Origin of the sequence: Azohydromonas lata, assembly GCF_034427735.1 — a bacterium.
In the GTDB taxonomy this organism is placed as follows: domain Bacteria; phylum Pseudomonadota; class Gammaproteobacteria; order Burkholderiales; family Burkholderiaceae_C; genus Azohydromonas; species Azohydromonas lata.
Window position 1 is genome coordinate 28505 of record NZ_JAXOJX010000004.1, and the last position, 16442, is coordinate 44946.

The following is a 16442-nucleotide window of genomic DNA, read 5'->3' on the forward strand; positions in this document are numbered from 1 at the left end:
GGCTTGAGCCTACGGCGGACCACGCCTTGCCGCCGCCTGCGAGTGCTTGCCGCGGCCCAAAGGCTGGGCAAGACCGGTCACCCGGACAGAAAAAAACCAACTTTCAACGTCCAGCATCCGCGGGCAATGGTCCAGGGCGCCTGCAAGCGTGCTGAGGTGAACAAATTGGCCGGGCAGCCTCGCGTGGGGGCGTAGTTGACGAAAACGCAGTGATCAGTACAGCGGCAGCTCCAACGTCACGCTCAGGACACCAACAGCTTCGACACCGTAGCGACCAGTTCCTTGTACTCGAAAGGCTTGGCCAGATAGGCGTTGCACCCCGCACCCAGGATGCGTTCGCGGTCGCCCCTCATGGCCAGCGCGCTGAGCACTACGATCTTCAGCTGCGCCGTGGCGGGATCCTTGCGCAGCAGCTCAATCGCGGTGAGTCCATCCATGCGCGGCATCTGGATGTCCATCAGCACCAGGTCGGGACGCTGCTCGCGCGCCATGCGCAGGCCCTGTTCACCGTCCATGGCCTCCAGCACCTCGAAGCCGGCCTTGGACAGTACCAACCGCGCCAGCTTGAGGTTCTGCGGGTTGTCCTCGACGATCAGCACGCGCTTCATGCCGGCTCCGTGCCGCCGGCGGGCGCCGGCAGCGTGAAGAAGAAGCGCGCGCCCTGCCCCGGCGCAGACTCCGCCCGCACACTGCCGCCATGCCTGCGCACCACCTGGTGCACCACGGACAGCCCCACGCCGCTGCCTTCAAAGCGGCGGTCGTGAAAGCGCTGGAAGGGCTGGAACAGTCGCGTGCCGGCCGCCACGGCGTCGAAGCCTGCGCCGTTGTCGCTGACGCAGAAGGTGGGCACGTCGTCCACGCGCTGCAGCTCGATGACGGCCTGCGGTTGCCCGGCGCTGTACTTGAAAGCGTTGGACAGCAGGTTGGCCAGCGCCAGCCGCAGCAGCCGGGCGTCGCAGTGCGCGCGCAAGCCCGGGGCGATCTCCCAGCGCACTTGCCGCTGCGGCTGGCCCGCGGACAGCGAGGCGGCCAGCTCAGCGGCTATGGCGCTCAGGTCCACGTCAGCGCGCTGCAGCTCCTGGTGCGACAGCCGTGCCAGCACCAGCATGTCGTCAATGATGCCCGTCATGCGCTGGCCGGCATCCATCATGTGCTGCAGCCAGGCGCGTCCCTGCTCATCCAGCGCTGACGCTTGGCGCTGTTGCAGCAGCTGGCCGAAGCCCAGCATGTGGCCCAGCGGCGTGCGCAGGTCGTGCGACAGCGAGTAGCTGAAGCGCTCCAGGTCCGCGTGCGCCTGGTGCAGTTCGTCGTAGGCGCGCTCGATGGCCGCCGCCTGGGCCTGCGCCTGCTGGCGCAGGCGGTACAGCGCCAGAAAACCTTCCACCTTGGCTCGCAGGATTTGCGGGACCACGGGCGAGAGGATGTAGTCCACGGCCCCAAGCTGGTAGCCCTTGAAGACGTCGGAGTCGTGCGTGAAGACCGCCGAGATGAATACGATGGGCGCTTGCACCTGCAGCGCGGACTCGCGCAGCTGCCGCGCCACGTCAAAGCCGCTGGCTTCGCCCAGGTGCACGTCCAGCAGGATCACGGCGTAGTCCTGCTCGGCACAGCGCCTCATGGCCTCCTCGGCACTGGCCGCGTGCACCAGCATGGCGCCCGTGCCGCGCAGCACCACTTCGTACAGGCGCCGGTTGGCGGCCGTGTCATCGACAATCAGTACGGCAGGTGGCGTGTCGCTCATGGCAAGTAGGGTTGGGATGCGCCTCCAGCCGCGCGATGTGCCATCGCCCGCCGCAGTTCGCTCACCAGGATGCTGGCCGAGAACTCGGATTTTTCAACAATGCCCAGCACTTGGCTGTGCAGCATTTCCCGCGCCCGTGATCCGTCTGTCGGCGCGGCCAGCACGATGATGGGAATGTCGGCCGTGTCAAGTCGGCCGTTCAGCGCCTGGACCGTGTCGAAGCCGCTGAGTCCTTGCATGTCCAGTTTGAGCACGATCACGTCGGGTCTGCGCCGCGCCACCGCGTCCAGCGCGGCTGTTCCACCCAGGACCGGCTCGGCCGTCAGCCCGGCGGCCTGCAGCTGCTGACTGAGGCTTTGCAACTCCTGCTCGTCGTCGTCCACCAGCAGTACGCGTGCCGCGGGGCCGCGCAGCGGTAATCCCACCGCAGCGAGCGCCGACAAGAGCTGCTGCTGCGACACTGGCTTGGTCAGTACCTGCGCCGCGCCCAGTACGAAGCCCCGCTGCCTTTGCGCGATGACCGAGCAGATCACCACGGGGATGTCCCGCGTGGATGGCTCCTGCTTGAGCTGCGCGAGCAGCGACCAGCCGTCGATGCCTGGCAACAGCAGGTCCAGTACGATGGCCTGGGGATGCAGTTCGTGGACCGCCCGCAGTCCCTGGGCAGCATCGCCGGCGGTTTCCACACGCCAGCCGCTTGATTGCAGCTGGATCTGCATGAGGTCGAGAGCGCTGGGATCGTCGTCTATCACCAGCACCAGCGGCACCTCGCCGAGCTGCAAGGGATAGGCAGCTGGCGGCGGTGTTTCTGACACTGTCTCCGCCGGCCGCCAGGGCAGCCATGCAGTGAAGGCCGAACCCTGCTGCGGCACGCTGTGCACCCGCAGCCCACCGCCGTGCAGCTCCGTGAGCCGCAGCACCAGCGACAGCCCCAGGCCGGTGCCCGTGAACTGCCGGCTCAGGGTCGAGTCGATCTGCATGAAGGGCTGGAACAGCCGCTCGAGGTTGGCCGGCTCGATACCGATGCCGCTGTCGCGCACGGTGATCTCCAGGAACTCGCCGTGCTGCGTCTGCGCCGGCGGTATCACCCGGGTGTGCCCGTCCGACTTCACGCCCTGCACCTGCTGCCTGAACACCCGCTGCAGATGCACGCTCACCTCGCCGCCCGCAGGCGTGAACTTCACGGCATTGGACAGCAGGTTGAAGAGGATCTGCCGCGTCTTGCGGAGATCCGCCTGCAGCAGCCCCAGGTTCTGCGCTACCTGGGCCCTGAGCTGCACGCGCTGCTGCAGCGCACGTTCGCGCAACATCGACATCCCACTGGCGGCCAGCTCGGCCGGGTTCAGGGGTTCAAGCTCCAGCGACATCTGCCCGGCCTCGACCTTGGCCAGGTCGAGCACGTCGTTAATGAGCGACAGCAGGTGCTTGCCGCTGCTCGAAATCTCGCCTATGTACTCCAGCTGCTCGGGATTGAGCTCACCGACAAGTCCATCATGCAGCACGTCGGCGAATCCGATCACGGCGTTGAGCGGCGTGCGCAGCTCGTGCGACATGTTGGCCAGGAACTCGCTCTTGCTGCGCGCGGCATCCTCCAGCGCAGCGTTCTTGCGCTGCAGCTCCTGTCCCTGCTCCTGCAGCCGGGCCGCCAGCTCGTTGAGCGAGTGGTACTGGTCGAGGTTGTGCAAGGCGACACCGAGCTGGGCGCACAGCTGCTCGATGAAGTCGCATTCGCGCGAAGACAGCCGCGAAGTGGCCGCCAGTCCCAACAGGCCCAGGGTCTGCTCGGCGTAGGCCACCGGACACAGCACCACGTTGACCGTACCTTGCGATGCCAGCCAGCGGCTGAGCACCGGCGAAACGTCGTCGTCGGTGGAGCGCACCCGCACCAGCCGGCGCTGCCGCACGGCTTCGCCGGCCGGGCCCTTGTCGGGTAACAGCACGGCCGCCACCTCGGGTGGAACGCCCCGGTTGGCTGCGGCACGCCACTGCTGCATGTCCGTTCGCACGTACAGTGCCGCGGCCTGGAACACCGGCTGCGCCGTGAGCAATTCCAGCGCGCCTTCCAGCGCGGCCTGTGGATCCGTGGCACTGTTGTAGAGCGTCAGCGCCTGCCCGTGCAGCTGCGTGTAATTGCGCTCCATGGCCGCATCGGCCTCTGCGCGGGCTCGTGCACGCGACTGGCGCGTCAGTTGCCAAAAAACAAGCGGCACGGTCGCCAGAATCGCCATCAGCAGCCCGCCGAATATCCATCGCGTGCTTTGGAGGTAATTGCGTTCCTGCGCCTCACGCAGGCGCAGCAGCCGATACTCCTCGGCGGCCAGCTCGCGGAACATGGGCTGCAGACGCTCCATCACCTCCGCCCCGACTTCCAGCCGCTGTGCCGCACTCATCGTATTCGTTGGCTCGGCAATCGACTCGTTGCGGCGATACACGGCAATGCGCTCCTGCAGCAGGGTGCGCAGCGTGGCGATGCGCAGCTGCTGCCCCGGGTTGTCCAGTGTGAGGCGGACCAGCGCGGTCACATGCTGCTCCAGTACGTTCAACGCGGTGTCACGCTCGACAAGGAACAGCTTGCCCAGGCTGACAAGAAATGCGCGTTGGGCCGACTCGGCTCGCCACAGCGCTGCCTCGGCAGCTGCCACGTTGGAAAGCACCTCGTGCGTATGGCTGACGAAAGCCTGGGCGCGGGACGTGCGCTGCGTGAAGCTCCAGCTGGTGGCTGTCAGGACAAGTACCACCACGATGGCCACGATGTAGCCCGCGGCGGCGGAGTTCAGGCGTTGATGCATGTCAGGTTAGGGTGGAAGGGCTCTCCGTGCGGGTTGGTGCGCTTTGAAGCCAGAAAGGGAGGCGAATCAACGACTGCAAATATTGGGTTGATCCAACGGCGTCATGGGTACTGGACGGGGACCTGGACGCCATCAGGCGGCTCGTACAGACCAGCCTGCAGCGCCCACCCGCCTCCAATGCCTAGAGCTTGTTTGCCGTCGCGCCAGACGGCCTGTCCAACAGCGCGCGCAATCGCTCCATGTCCACCGGCTTGGTGAGGTGCTCGTCGATGCCGGCATCAAGGCTGGCTTGGCGGTCAGGCGTGCGGCCGTAGCCGGTGACGGCCACCAGCAGCATCCCGGCAGCCTCCGGCGATGCACGAAAGCGGCGCGCCAGCTCGTAGCCGCTCATCTCGGGCAGACCGATATCCAGCAGCACCGCATGCGGCCTGAAAGCTGGCCAGGCATCCAACGCTGCTTGCGCACCGGTCACGAGGCAGGTTTCGTGTCCCCATTGCTCAAGCACGGCACCCAGGGTCTCGCCGGCGTCCACGTTGTCATCGACGATAAGGATGCGCTGGGCCGTCGAGGCACCGGGCGGCTGGGAGAGGTCAGCCGCTGCGCGTGCCGACAGCGGTGTATTGGCCGCAGGCAACCGCGGCAGCCGCACCACGAACTCGCTGCCCTGTCCCGGGCCGGCACTCTGGGCCTGCACACTGCCGCCATGCATCTCGACGAGGGCACGCACCACCGTGAGGCCGATACCCAGTCCTCCCATGCTGCGGTCCAGGGACTGGTCCGCCTGCACGAAGAGGTCAAAGACGCGGGCCGACAGCGCCGCATCCATCCCCATGCCGTTGTCGCGCACGGTCAGGCAAAGCTGTTTGTCATCGTGGCTGCAGTCCAGCTCAATGAGCCCCTTGGGTGGCGTGAACTTGGCGGCGTTGACCAGCAGGTTGGTGAAGACCTGCACCAGCCGTGCCGGGTCGCCATCGACCATGAGTTCCGGCGCCACGCGCTGCACCTGCAACTCATGATCCCGCGCATCGATGGCCGGGCGGCTCGCCTCCACTGCCTGCTGCACCACCTGCGCCAGCGACACCGGCTGGCGCTGCAGCGCGATGCGCCCGCGGGTCAGCCGGGCCACGTCGAGCAAGTCGTCCACCAGGCGCGTGATGTGGCCGAGCTGGCGCTGGAGCATCGTCACGACGCGCCGCTGCTCCTCGGCAGGCAGATGGCGGCTGAGCAACAGGTGCACGCCGTTGTGCAACGGGGCCAGTGGGTTGCGAAGCTCGTGCGCGAGCATGGACAGGAACTCGTCCTTGCGCCGGTCCGCCTCCATGAGGCGCTGTGCGTGGTCACGAAGCTCACGCTCCATGGCATAGCGTTCGCTGATGTCGCGAAACACCAAGACTGCACCGATGAGCAAGCCCTCGGCGTCGCGAATGGGGGCACCGGAGTCGTCGATGGGTCGCTCGCTGCCGTCGCGGGCAATGAGCACCGTGTGGTTGGCCAGACCCACGATGCGGCCCTCGTCCAGCACACGTTCCACCGGATTGGCCACGGGCTCGCGGGTGTCCTGATTGACGATGACAAACACCTGCACCAGCGGCTGTCCCAGTGCGTCGGCCTCGTTCCAGCCCGTGAGTGCCTGCGCCACGCCGTTCATCATCGTGACCCGGCCTTGGGCATCGGTGGCAATCATCCCGTCGCCGATGCTCGTGAGCGTCACTCGCAGTCGTTCGGAATAGGCCTGCAGTTGCGCCTCGGCGGCTTTGCGTCGGGCAACCTCGTGCGACAGCGCCTCGATACGGGCGTTGAGCTCGCGAAACTGGCTGTTGGCTACCGGCCTGGGCACCAGGCGCACGAGCACCAACGCCGCTTGCTCGGCGCTGCGGGGGCGGAACACGGCCAGCTCGCAGCGACAAGCCGCTGTACCCGAGGTTGGATGCAGCACCCCGGGCACGCGTGAGCGGCTGCGGGCACCCTGGTGGATCAGCTCGGCGAGGTGGGCCTCGCTGTCATGAACCACGGCTGCCAGCGGCTGGCCGGCCAACGCCGTGATGGGCTGCTGCAGCAATGCCGCGGCCGGTGCATTGGCACAGCGCACGATACCCTGCCCATCGACCAGCAGCAGGGCGTCCGGCAGAAGCTCTGCCAGCTGGCGAAACGCCTGCTCCGTCATGGCTTGCGGACCCGAGCCGGCTCAGGTCTGGAAATACTCGCGCCCCGGTACGTCCGGAGTGTTGTCCATTCGCAGATGGACCACCACCCGGCATTCTGCATCGCCCTGGGCAATGGTCTTTTGCAGTTCGACCTTGGCATAGCCCAGATTCTCGGCGGCGATCACGCCAAAGACGTTGGAGGTCATCATGCACATCGACGGCCGCCCGAGCACCTTCTCGGCGAAGGGACAGGCCGTGTTGGCCAGCACGATGCGGTCCACATCTTCCGAAACGATGCGGAAGTTGCCCTGGATGCGGCGCTTGAGGTCCACCAAGACCCGGGCCACCTGCTCACGGCTGAGGCTGGAGACCTCCAGCGCGGCGCGGTAGTCCCGGTTGATCTGCTCGCCCACGCGCTGGCCCACCACGCTGATGAAGCCCGAGGCTTCGTCCAGGCCCACCACGTCCTGCAGCGTCCCCGAGAGCTCACGGATGAGGGTGCGCAGGAACACGTCGCGCTCCAGAGGCACGGACAGGTCTGCCAAGGCAGGGTCGGCGTTACTCATGGTGTGATTGGCTGCGAGGCCGTGGGCATAGGGCGGCAACAGTCCAGCAAATTACATGCCTACTTATCAACTATGAACGATATCCGGCTACGGCCCGGATGGAGCAAGCCCGTGTGATGTCGTTGCCAGCTCGAGTCCGTAGGCAGGCCTACGACAATTGGCGGCTCTTTCTGTACTGGAGGCGAGGCTCGGCACCGCAGAAAACTGCCGCAGTTGCCATTTGAGTGGTTCGGGGCTGCCGAGCCTCGCCGGGCGCGATTTTAGGGGCCACCACCTGTGCGGATCGGCGTCAGCATGAACGTGGAGGTTCGCGTGTTGCTGGTCGTATCGTCGCCGCGCGGCAGGTCGCGAGTATCGACGCGGTGGCGGCGCTAACGCTGCAGGGCGCGGCGGCGCCACTTCGTCACCGTCTTCTCATTCAGCCCATACCTGGCGGCCGGGGCCCGGGTTGTTTTTTGCGACGCTTGGAACTCGGCTCGAATTCGCGGTGGCGTGCGTGCTAAACCATGAAGACCTGCTGCCATAGCGCTTCCTCTTGGGAAGAAATCAAGATTTCAGCACCACGACTTCCCGGAACCAAACACCCAGCGCATGAAGCAACGCATGGTTTCAGCGCGCCCCGGATGTTGAAATCCAGTAATTCCGCGAGCAGGTCCATTTATTCGGCGAGCGCCTTCTGCAATCGGGCTCATGGACTAGGCATAGGGTGGCCGACTGGCATCCCTCCTTCTATGCAGCTGGATGCCGCGCAGTACGTCGTTGAAGTTTCGGCACCTGCGCAACACGGCAAGCGGCACGCGGCCCATCGGTTCGTCATGCTGCTCACACGGTCGTGGCGCCGGGTCCAGCCAACATCGCTGCCAGTACGGTGTGGTCACGTCGAGTGGATTGACGACCAGGCAGCGGTGGCAATAGGGGACGCTGCAGTCACGCATGGCCCAGGCCACCGGAATCTGCAGCTGCTCCAGCCGCTGGACATCAAGCCGTGCCAGCGAGGCGAGCCGGTGCAGGACTTGTCGAGGCTGACTTGGCAGAGGCAGCCAGCCGGCATTGCTGCCCTGCAGCTCAATGCCGAGATGATGTTGCAGTATCAACTGCTCGACCGTCATGCGGTAGCAGGCTGCCACGCGACCCAACCAGCTGCCCAGTGCTTCCCTGGCAAAGGGACGGGGTGCCACGGGCCAGGGGCGTACAGGCGGTTCACCCACGAGCCACTTGCTCCAAATGGGACAGCGTGATGCGCTCGGACCGATCCTGGATGGCAAGTTCCGCAGCCTCGTTGAGCAGGCGCGAGACTTCTCCCGTCAGCCCGGCGCTGGCTGCCAGCAGGAACTGCACGAGGGACCGCTGCGACAGGTCGGACGGCTTGCGCAGTGGCAGCACCCGCTCGAACGCCACCAACAGACGGCGGAATTCTTCGGTCTCGCGCCAGCGCGGAATCTCAAAAGGCGTGAAGCGGCTGCGCATCTGGGCATCCGGCTCCAAGGCAAGCGGTGCGTCAGCGGTGCCGACGACGACGATGCTGAGCTTGAGGTCGTTGGCCAGGTACTTCAACAGGTTCAGGGCCGCGCGCTGCTCGCGGTAGCCACCGGCGAGCAAGTGGTGCACCTCGTCCACGATCAGCATCCGTGGCGCGATGCGGCGCAACAGGTCGCGCGCCAAGCGCTCCAGCACCGAGAGGGTGGCCGTGGCGCTGTGCGGAGCGCCCAGCTCGAACAGCAGCGCCGTGTAGAAGCGGTGCTGGTCCGGCGTGGGTGGCATCTGCATGGCCACGATCTGCCGCTGCTCGACGCCGCGGCGCTCGTCGAACGCGGCCGGGTGGCTGCGCAGGAACTTCGTGACGATTAGCGTTTTGCCGATGTTCGAATCCCCGTGGAGCACCATGCAGGGCATGCGCTGGCGCTCCGGCATCGCCAGCAGCCGCTCCAACTGCTGCAGCGCCTGCGTGGCCCGTGGGTGATCGATCCAGCGGTCAAACTGCAAGGCGCGGATGCGCGTCTGGTCGTCCAGCAGCGCACCGGCGCGCGCGGACCCCTGCAGATGAGTCAGGCTGTCTTCGGCCATGGTGAGTCCCAGATCTCCACGGGAAAGGGATCCGGCGTCTGGCTGTAGTCGAGCTCGGCAGCTGGCGGCGCCGGTGTCGGCGACCACGGTCCGAGTGGCACCGCCTCCTTGCGCGGCACCTGGCGCTGGGCGACCCGGGTGGCTTGGCGCGCCGAGTCCACGATGCGGCGCTGCTGCTCGATGGCCTTGAAGATCAGCGCCTCGGACAACTGCCGCTGGCCCTCGGCCCGCAGATGGCGGCACGCCGCCCTTTGCTCCCACAGCGAGATCCGCGGCCGGCGTACGTCGGCGTAGCCAACCTCGATGTAGCGGCGCCCGCCGGCCGACACGAAGACACGCGAGAGGTCCTCTGGGTGGTAGCGCACCACGACCTTGCGGCGCAACTCGCGCCAGGCGGCGAAGATCGGATGCCAGTAGCGGATGTTGAAGAGCGACAGGCCGTAGGACTGGACGATGCGCTGGGCCATGGGCATGAACTGCACCAGGAACTGCATGGCTTCCTCGGGGCCGGGCGGCAGTTGCCTGGGCGGGTGGACCTGGGCCATCGCCTGCCAGGCGCTGGCCGGCGTGGCGCCCGCGAGCCCGCGATGTTCGCTGTGGTGGTAGCGCTGCGCGACCTCCACCGCCAGCCAGCGCTCGAACTCCGCCAGCGTGAGCACGGCCTCCTGCTCGGGCCGGCGGGCCTTGCGGCCCTTGGGCGAGTTGCCCGTGGCACCGGGCAGGCCGCGCAGCCGCTCCATGAGCGTGCGGTTCATGCGCTCGACGTGGCCGCCGAACTGCGGACGGCCCACTGGGCGGTACATCAGCTCCACGCCGTACTGGGCGCAGCCCATGCGCAGCGCCCGGCCATGGAACTCGGCCGCGTTGTCCAGGTGCAGAGCCTTGGGCAGGCCGTGCATGGGCCAGGACACCTCCTGCTCCTGGGGTTCGAGTTCAAGGCTGTCCAGCCAGGCCGCCTTGGGCAGCGCCACTCGGCTCAGCAGCAGCGCCACCGTGGCGGCGTTGGGCCGATCCATGCTCAGGTAGATGCCCATGACGCAACGCGTGGCCAAGTCGATCGCCACCGAAAGCCACGGCCGCCCCAACGGGCGGCGGAACCAGTCGTCGACCACGATCACGTCGGCCTGCGTATGGTCGATCTGGACGATGTCTAGTGGAGTGGCGGCGCTGAAAGTGCCCGGTGCCACCGCGGCAGATGGAGCATCGGCAAGGGCTGCTGCCTGGGCTTCCCTGTACTCGGCCCAGCGGCGCGCCACGGTGTTGCGCCCCGGTGGCTTCAGGCCGGCCAGCAGACAGCGCCGCCGCACCTCCAGCGTGAGGTCCAGCAGCGGGTGCGCGAGCCGCCGCTGGCACGGCAGCCATTCCTTCAGCACCTCCTGGATGACCTGCTCGCTGTTGGGATCCAGCCGCTTGTTGCCCATCTTCGGCCCCCTGGACATCGGTGCCACGGCGCTGGTGACGGGGTGTCGCAGGAACCGCCGGCGCAGCTTGTAGACCGTGGACGAGTGCAGTCCCAGAAGCCGCCCTGCCCGCTCAGCCTGCTGTCGCGTCATGGGCGCCGTTCCTAGTGACCGCAGTACGCGCGCGATGCGGATGTCCCGCTCGCTCAGGCACTGCGTCTCGGACATCGGCGACCCTCCGGGCGCGAATGCGCTGGCGGAATTAGCGGACATGCCGAAGGCGCTGGCAACAACCGTGGACCGCCCGAATGCAGGTTCATCTGTCGCGCAACAAGTCGTCGACGACACCGGATCCGTGCACTTCTCCTTGCGGGGCGGCTACTTGCGTGTCTCGGCCGCTCGCGGAATTACTGGACCCGGCTATTCGAATTACTGGACTTCAACAGCTGCGCTGGTCACCCAAGCGCTTGCCACCGCCATCGCGACCGTCGTCCCGCTGGCGGTGGGCCGGCCGGTAAGCCAGACGATCAGCACGCGGTCGCGATCGGGATACGCGCCAGCAGGCCATCGCCGAACTGCTCGTGCAGCGGTAGGTCCCGCCGTTGGGCGTAGCCGATAAAGCACTCGCAGCGCAGGCGGCTGCATCGCCTCTCCTGCAGCACCCGGTCCAGCGGATCGGTGTAGAGGTTGCCGATGCGCTGCGGAATGAAGTGGCAGCGCCGCAGCTCGCCCTCGCCGTCGACCGACAGTACCTCTGAGCCGGCCCGGCACGCCGCACCGCGCGACGGCAGCGACATGTGCTGCAGCCGGAACCAGCGGTCCATCGCTTCCAGCCACGCGAGGTCGTCGGCGGTGTAATAGCCAGGCCCGCGCCGGTCGTAGGCATTGAGCCAGACAGTGCCGCCTGCCGGCAGCGCGGCGCGCAGCGCATGGATCGCCTCGTAGTGCTCCCGCCGCGCGACCACACCCACCGAATACTGTATCCCCATCATGTCCAGCCGCCGCGTGCGCTCAACGAAGCGCGCCAGTGTGATCTGCTCGGGGTGATAAGTGCACCACAGCGACAGCTTCCCCGCCGGCGCGTCGGCCAGCCAAGCGAGCGGCCCGGACAGGTTGGTCTGCAGCGCGACCTGCGACACCTGCGGCAGCGCGGCCAGCGCCAGCATCGCTTCGCGGTAGTGCCGCCGCACGATCGCCTCGCCCCAGGGCGTGAATAGCACGCGCAGCGGACGCGCCTGGCCAGCCACCCATTCGACGAAACGAGCTACCTCGGCCGCGTCGCGCGCCAGCGCGGCGCGCGTGTCGCGGCTCTTGGCAAAGGGGCAGTAGCTGCAGGTGTAGTTGCAGCTTTTGAGACTGCCGCGGTAGAGCAGCGTCAGCATGCGCCGCCTGCCATCAGATCCTGCACCTGCGCCGACGCGAGCCAGGGCCCGATGGTGTCGGCATATGCGATGCCGCGATCATTCAGCGCAAGCAGCTTTCCGTCGTCATGTGCAAGTTCCAGTGCGGTCAGCTCCTGCAGTTGCGGCAGGTCGCTGAGGCAAGGAGTGCCGAAGCGCTGCGCATAGGCCGCGCGCGACAGGCCCGGCTCGGTCAGCAGCGACTGGATCACGTAGCGGCGCCGCTGCTCTTCGCCGTCGAGTTCGAAGCCGTGCGTCGCGTGCGCGAATCTCGCCTCGTCGTGCGCGATGAAGTCCTCGACGATGTGGCGCGTCGCGGACCGCTCGATGGCATAGCCTGTGGACCAGTGCAACGTTCGGGTGTAGGAGCGTGCTCCCGCGCCCAGCCCCACCATGCCGTCGTCCTGGCAGCAGTACACCGGGCCCTCATCCTGTGGCGCATGCGGCGCGCGAAACATGCGCATCGAGATCCGCCGATAGCCGGCATCGCGCAACCGTTTGCACGCGACCGTGTAGAGCATCTGGCGCCAGTCGTCGCCGCCCGCATCGCCCTGACGGATCGAGAGCTTGCCCAGACCGGTCTGCGCTCGCACGTACAGCGGGTAAAGGTACAGCTCCTCCGGTGCAAAGGCCAGCGCGCTGTCGAGGGAGGCCAGCCAGCTCGCCGGCGTCTGGCCGGCGATGCCGTAAATCAGGTCCAGGTTCATTACCTCGAAGCCGGCACGGCGGATCTCGACAATTGCTTCGGCAACGACACGGTTCTGCTGCGGCCGCGCCAGCGCGCGCATCTCCGCATCGGAAAAGCTCTGGATGCCCATGCTGACGCGACGCACGCCCATGGCACGACAGACCTGCAGACGCTCGCGCGTGACGGTCTCCGGCGACACCTCGATGCCCGACGGCGTCGCGGCGAGGTCGATGCCCAGCCAGCGCTGCGCGCCCGCGTACAGCCGTTCGAGCTGCGCGGCCGTGAGAAAGCTCGGCGTGCCGCCGCCGAGCGCCAAGCGCGCAAAGCGCCGCTCGCCGAGCACGCGGTGCATCACCTGCATCTGCCGCAGCACCGCGTCGACGTAGGCGCTCACCAGCGCATCGTCCGGCTGCGCCATTGCAAACAGGTTGCAGAAGCCGCAGCGCATCGTGCAGAAGGGCACATGCACGTAGGCAAATAGCGCTGAGCGGTCCTGCATGGCCCACACCGCGTCCAGAGCGCGCGGCTCGATCAGAGCGCGGTAGGCGCTCTTGTGTGGATAGCTGTACGAATACGCCTGGTAAGCACCGCGGCGCATCAATTCGGCAAGGGACAGTGCCTTCAGCACGTAGAACCCCCAAGGAAAAAATGCGTGTAAGGGACGGTCCAGACTACTTCGTGGCCGATGCGGTGGCCGTGGTGTCCGTCCTCGCCGTAGGCGGTGCCGTGGTCGGAACAGGTGATGACGAAGGTCGGTGCACGGGCTGCGCAGGCCTCGAACAGCGGAGCCAATGCGGCATCGACGCTGCGCAGCGCGGCGGCATGGGTCTCGATCGAGTCATCTTCGTAGCCCGGCAGGTGAACGCGGTTTGGCGCATGGATCGCCGACACGTTGACGAACAGGAACACCCGGCCGTCAATGGCGCGCAGCCGCTCCACGGCCAGCGCCACCTGCCGCATTGTCGACCCTCGCCGGCCTACGCCGAGCGCGGGGTTCCAATGGCTTTCGGCGAACAGTCCGGGGAGCACGCGACCCAGTGCGTTTTGCTGGTTGAAGAACCCGACGCCGCCGATGCACATCGTGTGGTAGCCGCGCGTGGCCAGCGCTTCGGGCAGCGTGGCTTCGTCGAAAACAAAGGTAGTTCGCCCAGTACTCTCGCTGCCCCGAAAGGCGCTCGCGAACAGCCGGGGATGACGCCCTGGCCGCGCCGGCGCGGGCAGATAGCCAGCGAAGAACGCCTGGTGCGCTGCGTAGGTGAAGCTGGCCGGCGAGTGGCGACGCTCCCAGCCGCTGCTCGGGAGGTGGCGCGCGAACACCGGTAGCTCTCGGCGCTCGAAAGCGGCCTGGGCCACGTCGAAGCGCAGCGTGTCCAGCGTGATCAGCACAAGGTCATGTGTGCCAACCACGCGGTTCATGTCGGGGCCGTCGGTCATCGCGTCAGTCCAGCGCGGTGACGTAAGTGTCGCAGCCCTGCCAGAGCAGGCCGGGCAGCAGGTCGCCGAAGGCATTGGCCTCGAGGACGCGCGCCGCGCCGCGATGCACCACCAGGTCAAAACCGACGACGTGGGCGCGCGCGAACACACGTGCCGCCTGCTCCGCCGCCGCCTCCATCGCGGACAGATCCTGTACCGAAAGCAGCCGCGCCGGATCGGCGCGCTCGCTGTCGAGGTGCAGGTTCGTCATCGGCCGCCGGCTCACTCGTGCCACCCGGTGCGCGGCACGCGCTGCGAACGTGACGACCCGCAGGTCGAAATGGCCGGCACCCGCGCGGGGCTTGGGTATCCAGGCCTCAGCGTAGGCACCCTGCGCTGCCACCAGGTCGATGACGCGTCGCACCTCGTCGGGGCTCTGGTAGCTGCGCAGCCGCTTGACGTTGAAGAGGCGCTGGCCATCATCGTGCAGCAGCGCGGAGGTGGTGGCCTGCTGGCGGCCGCCGCCGCGCCGGTAGGCGACCACACCGGCGGCCGAAGAGCCGTAGCGCGGCTTGACGAACACGCGGTCGAGATCCTCACGGTCGAGCATCGCGACGAGGTGGTCGTAGTCCTGCACTGGACCCAGCAGCGAGGCGGTAGCGACGCCGTGCTCGCCCAAGCGATGCTGGCAGTGCAGCTTATCGGTCATTGCGATGATTTCGTCGGGAGCGTTGACAACGCGGGCCTGCGGTTGCGATGAGAGCAGTGCCGCCAGCCGCTGCATCGCCCACTCGAAGCCCGTGAACCAGGCATCGAGCGCCACCAGCTCGCCGCGCTCCGGCGCTAGGCAAGGCCGGCGGCCGAGGCGCTCGCAGCCCAGATGCAGTAAAGCGAGGTGCGCCTGTGGATCGTCGCCCGGCGGCTCGACCTTGAAGTGGCACGGCGCCTGCAGCGCGTCCGTCAGCCGCTCGGGCGCGGCCAGCCAGTCGCGCCACTCGACGAGCTGCACCGGCACGCCCGCAGCAGCAGCGGCTGCCTGCAGCCCGCGCGTGCGCTTGCTTCCGTCCACGCCCAGCACCACCCAGCGCTGCATGCCGACGTCCCCGCCTTACTCGCCGACCGCCACGTAGCGGTGATCGTCCTCGGGATCCTGTGCGTCATCGAGCACGACGCCAGGAATCGCTGCACGCAGCTGCGCCTGCAGCGGCGGCGAGATGTAGTGGTGCGACAGGTCCAGCCGTTTCAGCGAAGCGACGTACGGACTCGCGAGCAACGCCTGCGCGCCTTTGTCGCCCAGCGTGCCCAGCGACAAGTCCAGCGTGTCCAGTGACGCGACCCAGGACTCGTGGGCTAGCCAAGCGGCCAGATCGTCGGCGATCTGCGCGTCTCGCAAGCCGAGCACGCGCAAGGACGGCGTACGCAGCTGCTGCAACACCCGCCGGTACAGCGCAACGTCGCCCTGAAAGCCATAGCCGTCGTCGCCCAACCAAAGCTCAAGGTGCTCTAGAGCTGGCAACTCGGATTGAGCAAGCGACTGCGCGATCTCCAGCGGAAGGCCGCCGCTCTCGATGATGAGTTCGCGCAGCCCCGCATGTGTCACGGGCGGCAGCTGCAGCGAGGTCGAGCCGCGGATGCGCAGCGCCTCAAGCTTTGGGAAGGCGTGCAGCAGGTGCTGGTAGCGCGTGCCCTGGACGATCCAGGAGATTTCGCACTCCTCGTAGGTCATGTCGCCGACGAACAGCGCCTTGAAGTTCGGCAGTTGCGGCGCGAGCTGCGCGAGCTGGTCCAAGGCCTCGTTGGGCCCGTTGTCGTGCGGCTCGTTCCACAGGCCCAGGATCAGCGCCTCGAGTTGGCCCAGATCAACCTTCGAGAGGTATTCGTCAAGCAGCGCCAGCAGGCTGCGCGTGTCGTCGTAGTCCAGCACCAGCCGATGGACCAATCCTGGGCCGCTGGCAGGGTCGCCACCGTTGTAGTCCTGGACGGTCTTGCCGAAAAACGTCTCCGTGCGTTCCGAGATTGTCATGCGCGCCCTCCCGAGGCTGTTCGAATGCAGCGCGAAGGATAGCGGTGCGGTGCGCGAGCACCTTCCTGACGTCGATGCACATAGGCGATCCGCCAATTACGCCACACGCCTCCAGCCTCGCTTGCAGCGTCTGAAACATTCGGTTCAATAGGCCCGCAACTCGAATGCGTCTGCCCTCCTATAGCCCGGCGCCGGCGCGATCCTTGAACAGCTC

General features: G+C 67.1%; 13 protein-coding genes. All 13 read right to left on the bottom strand.

Going from position 1 to position 16442, the window contains the following annotated elements:
- Positions 1-242: 242 nt before the first annotated feature.
- The gene (locus SM757_RS04475) at positions 243-608 is read right to left on the bottom strand and encodes a response regulator (protein ID WP_322464510.1); all 366 of its coding nucleotides are present in this window, start codon (positions 606-608) and stop codon (positions 243-245) included.
- A complete protein-coding gene (locus SM757_RS04480) occupies positions 605-1741 on the bottom strand; it encodes a sensor histidine kinase (protein WP_322464511.1) in 1137 nt (378 codons plus the stop codon). The genes SM757_RS04475 and SM757_RS04480 overlap by 4 nt, the downstream gene beginning before the upstream one ends.
- The gene (locus SM757_RS04485) at positions 1738-4530 is read right to left on the bottom strand and encodes a response regulator (RefSeq protein ID WP_322464512.1); all 2793 of its coding nucleotides are present in this window, start codon (positions 4528-4530) and stop codon (positions 1738-1740) included. The genes SM757_RS04480 and SM757_RS04485 overlap by 4 nt, the downstream gene beginning before the upstream one ends.
- A gap of 181 nt (positions 4531-4711) precedes the next feature.
- Entirely contained in the window at positions 4712-6694 is a 1983-nt protein-coding gene (locus SM757_RS04490) for a PAS domain-containing protein (protein ID WP_322464513.1), read from the bottom strand.
- Between the two features lie 21 nt (positions 6695-6715).
- Positions 6716-7240 (bottom strand): methanogen output domain 1-containing protein, encoded by a 525-nt coding sequence (locus SM757_RS04495; RefSeq protein WP_322464514.1) that lies wholly within the window; start codon positions 7238-7240, stop codon positions 6716-6718.
- Positions 7241-7935: 695 nt separating this feature from the next.
- On the bottom strand, positions 7936-8349 hold the full coding sequence (locus SM757_RS04505; protein WP_322464515.1) for a hypothetical protein: 414 nt from the start codon (positions 8347-8349) through the stop codon (positions 7936-7938).
- 91 nt (positions 8350-8440) lie between these two features.
- A complete protein-coding gene (locus tag SM757_RS04510; protein ID WP_322464516.1) occupies positions 8441-9304 on the bottom strand; it encodes a TniB family NTP-binding protein in 864 nt (287 codons plus the stop codon).
- Positions 9286-10857, bottom strand: coding sequence for a Mu transposase C-terminal domain-containing protein (locus SM757_RS04515; RefSeq protein WP_322464517.1), 1572 nt, complete (start codon positions 10855-10857; stop codon positions 9286-9288). Before SM757_RS04515 ends, SM757_RS04510 begins: the two co-directional genes overlap by 19 nt.
- A gap of 374 nt (positions 10858-11231) precedes the next feature.
- On the bottom strand, positions 11232-12086 hold the full coding sequence (locus SM757_RS04520) for an STM4011 family radical SAM protein (RefSeq protein ID WP_322464518.1): 855 nt from the start codon (positions 12084-12086) through the stop codon (positions 11232-11234).
- Positions 12080-13420, bottom strand: a complete 1341-nt coding sequence (locus SM757_RS04525; RefSeq protein ID WP_322464519.1) for an STM4012 family radical SAM protein — start codon at positions 13418-13420, stop codon at positions 12080-12082. Before SM757_RS04525 ends, SM757_RS04520 begins: the two co-directional genes overlap by 7 nt.
- The gene (locus tag SM757_RS04530) at positions 13414-14226 is read right to left on the bottom strand and encodes an STM4013/SEN3800 family hydrolase (protein ID WP_322464520.1); all 813 of its coding nucleotides are present in this window, start codon (positions 14224-14226) and stop codon (positions 13414-13416) included. Before SM757_RS04530 ends, SM757_RS04525 begins: the two co-directional genes overlap by 7 nt.
- 4 nt (positions 14227-14230) lie before the next feature.
- Positions 14231-15298 carry an STM4014 family protein gene (locus SM757_RS04535; RefSeq protein WP_322464521.1) on the bottom strand — a complete coding sequence of 356 codons (1068 nt, stop codon included), beginning with the start codon at positions 15296-15298 and terminating at the stop codon, positions 14231-14233.
- A gap of 15 nt (positions 15299-15313) precedes the next feature.
- Positions 15314-16228 (bottom strand): STM4015 family protein, encoded by a 915-nt coding sequence (locus SM757_RS04540; protein ID WP_322464522.1) that lies wholly within the window; start codon positions 16226-16228, stop codon positions 15314-15316.
- Positions 16229-16442: the final 214 nt, after the last annotated feature.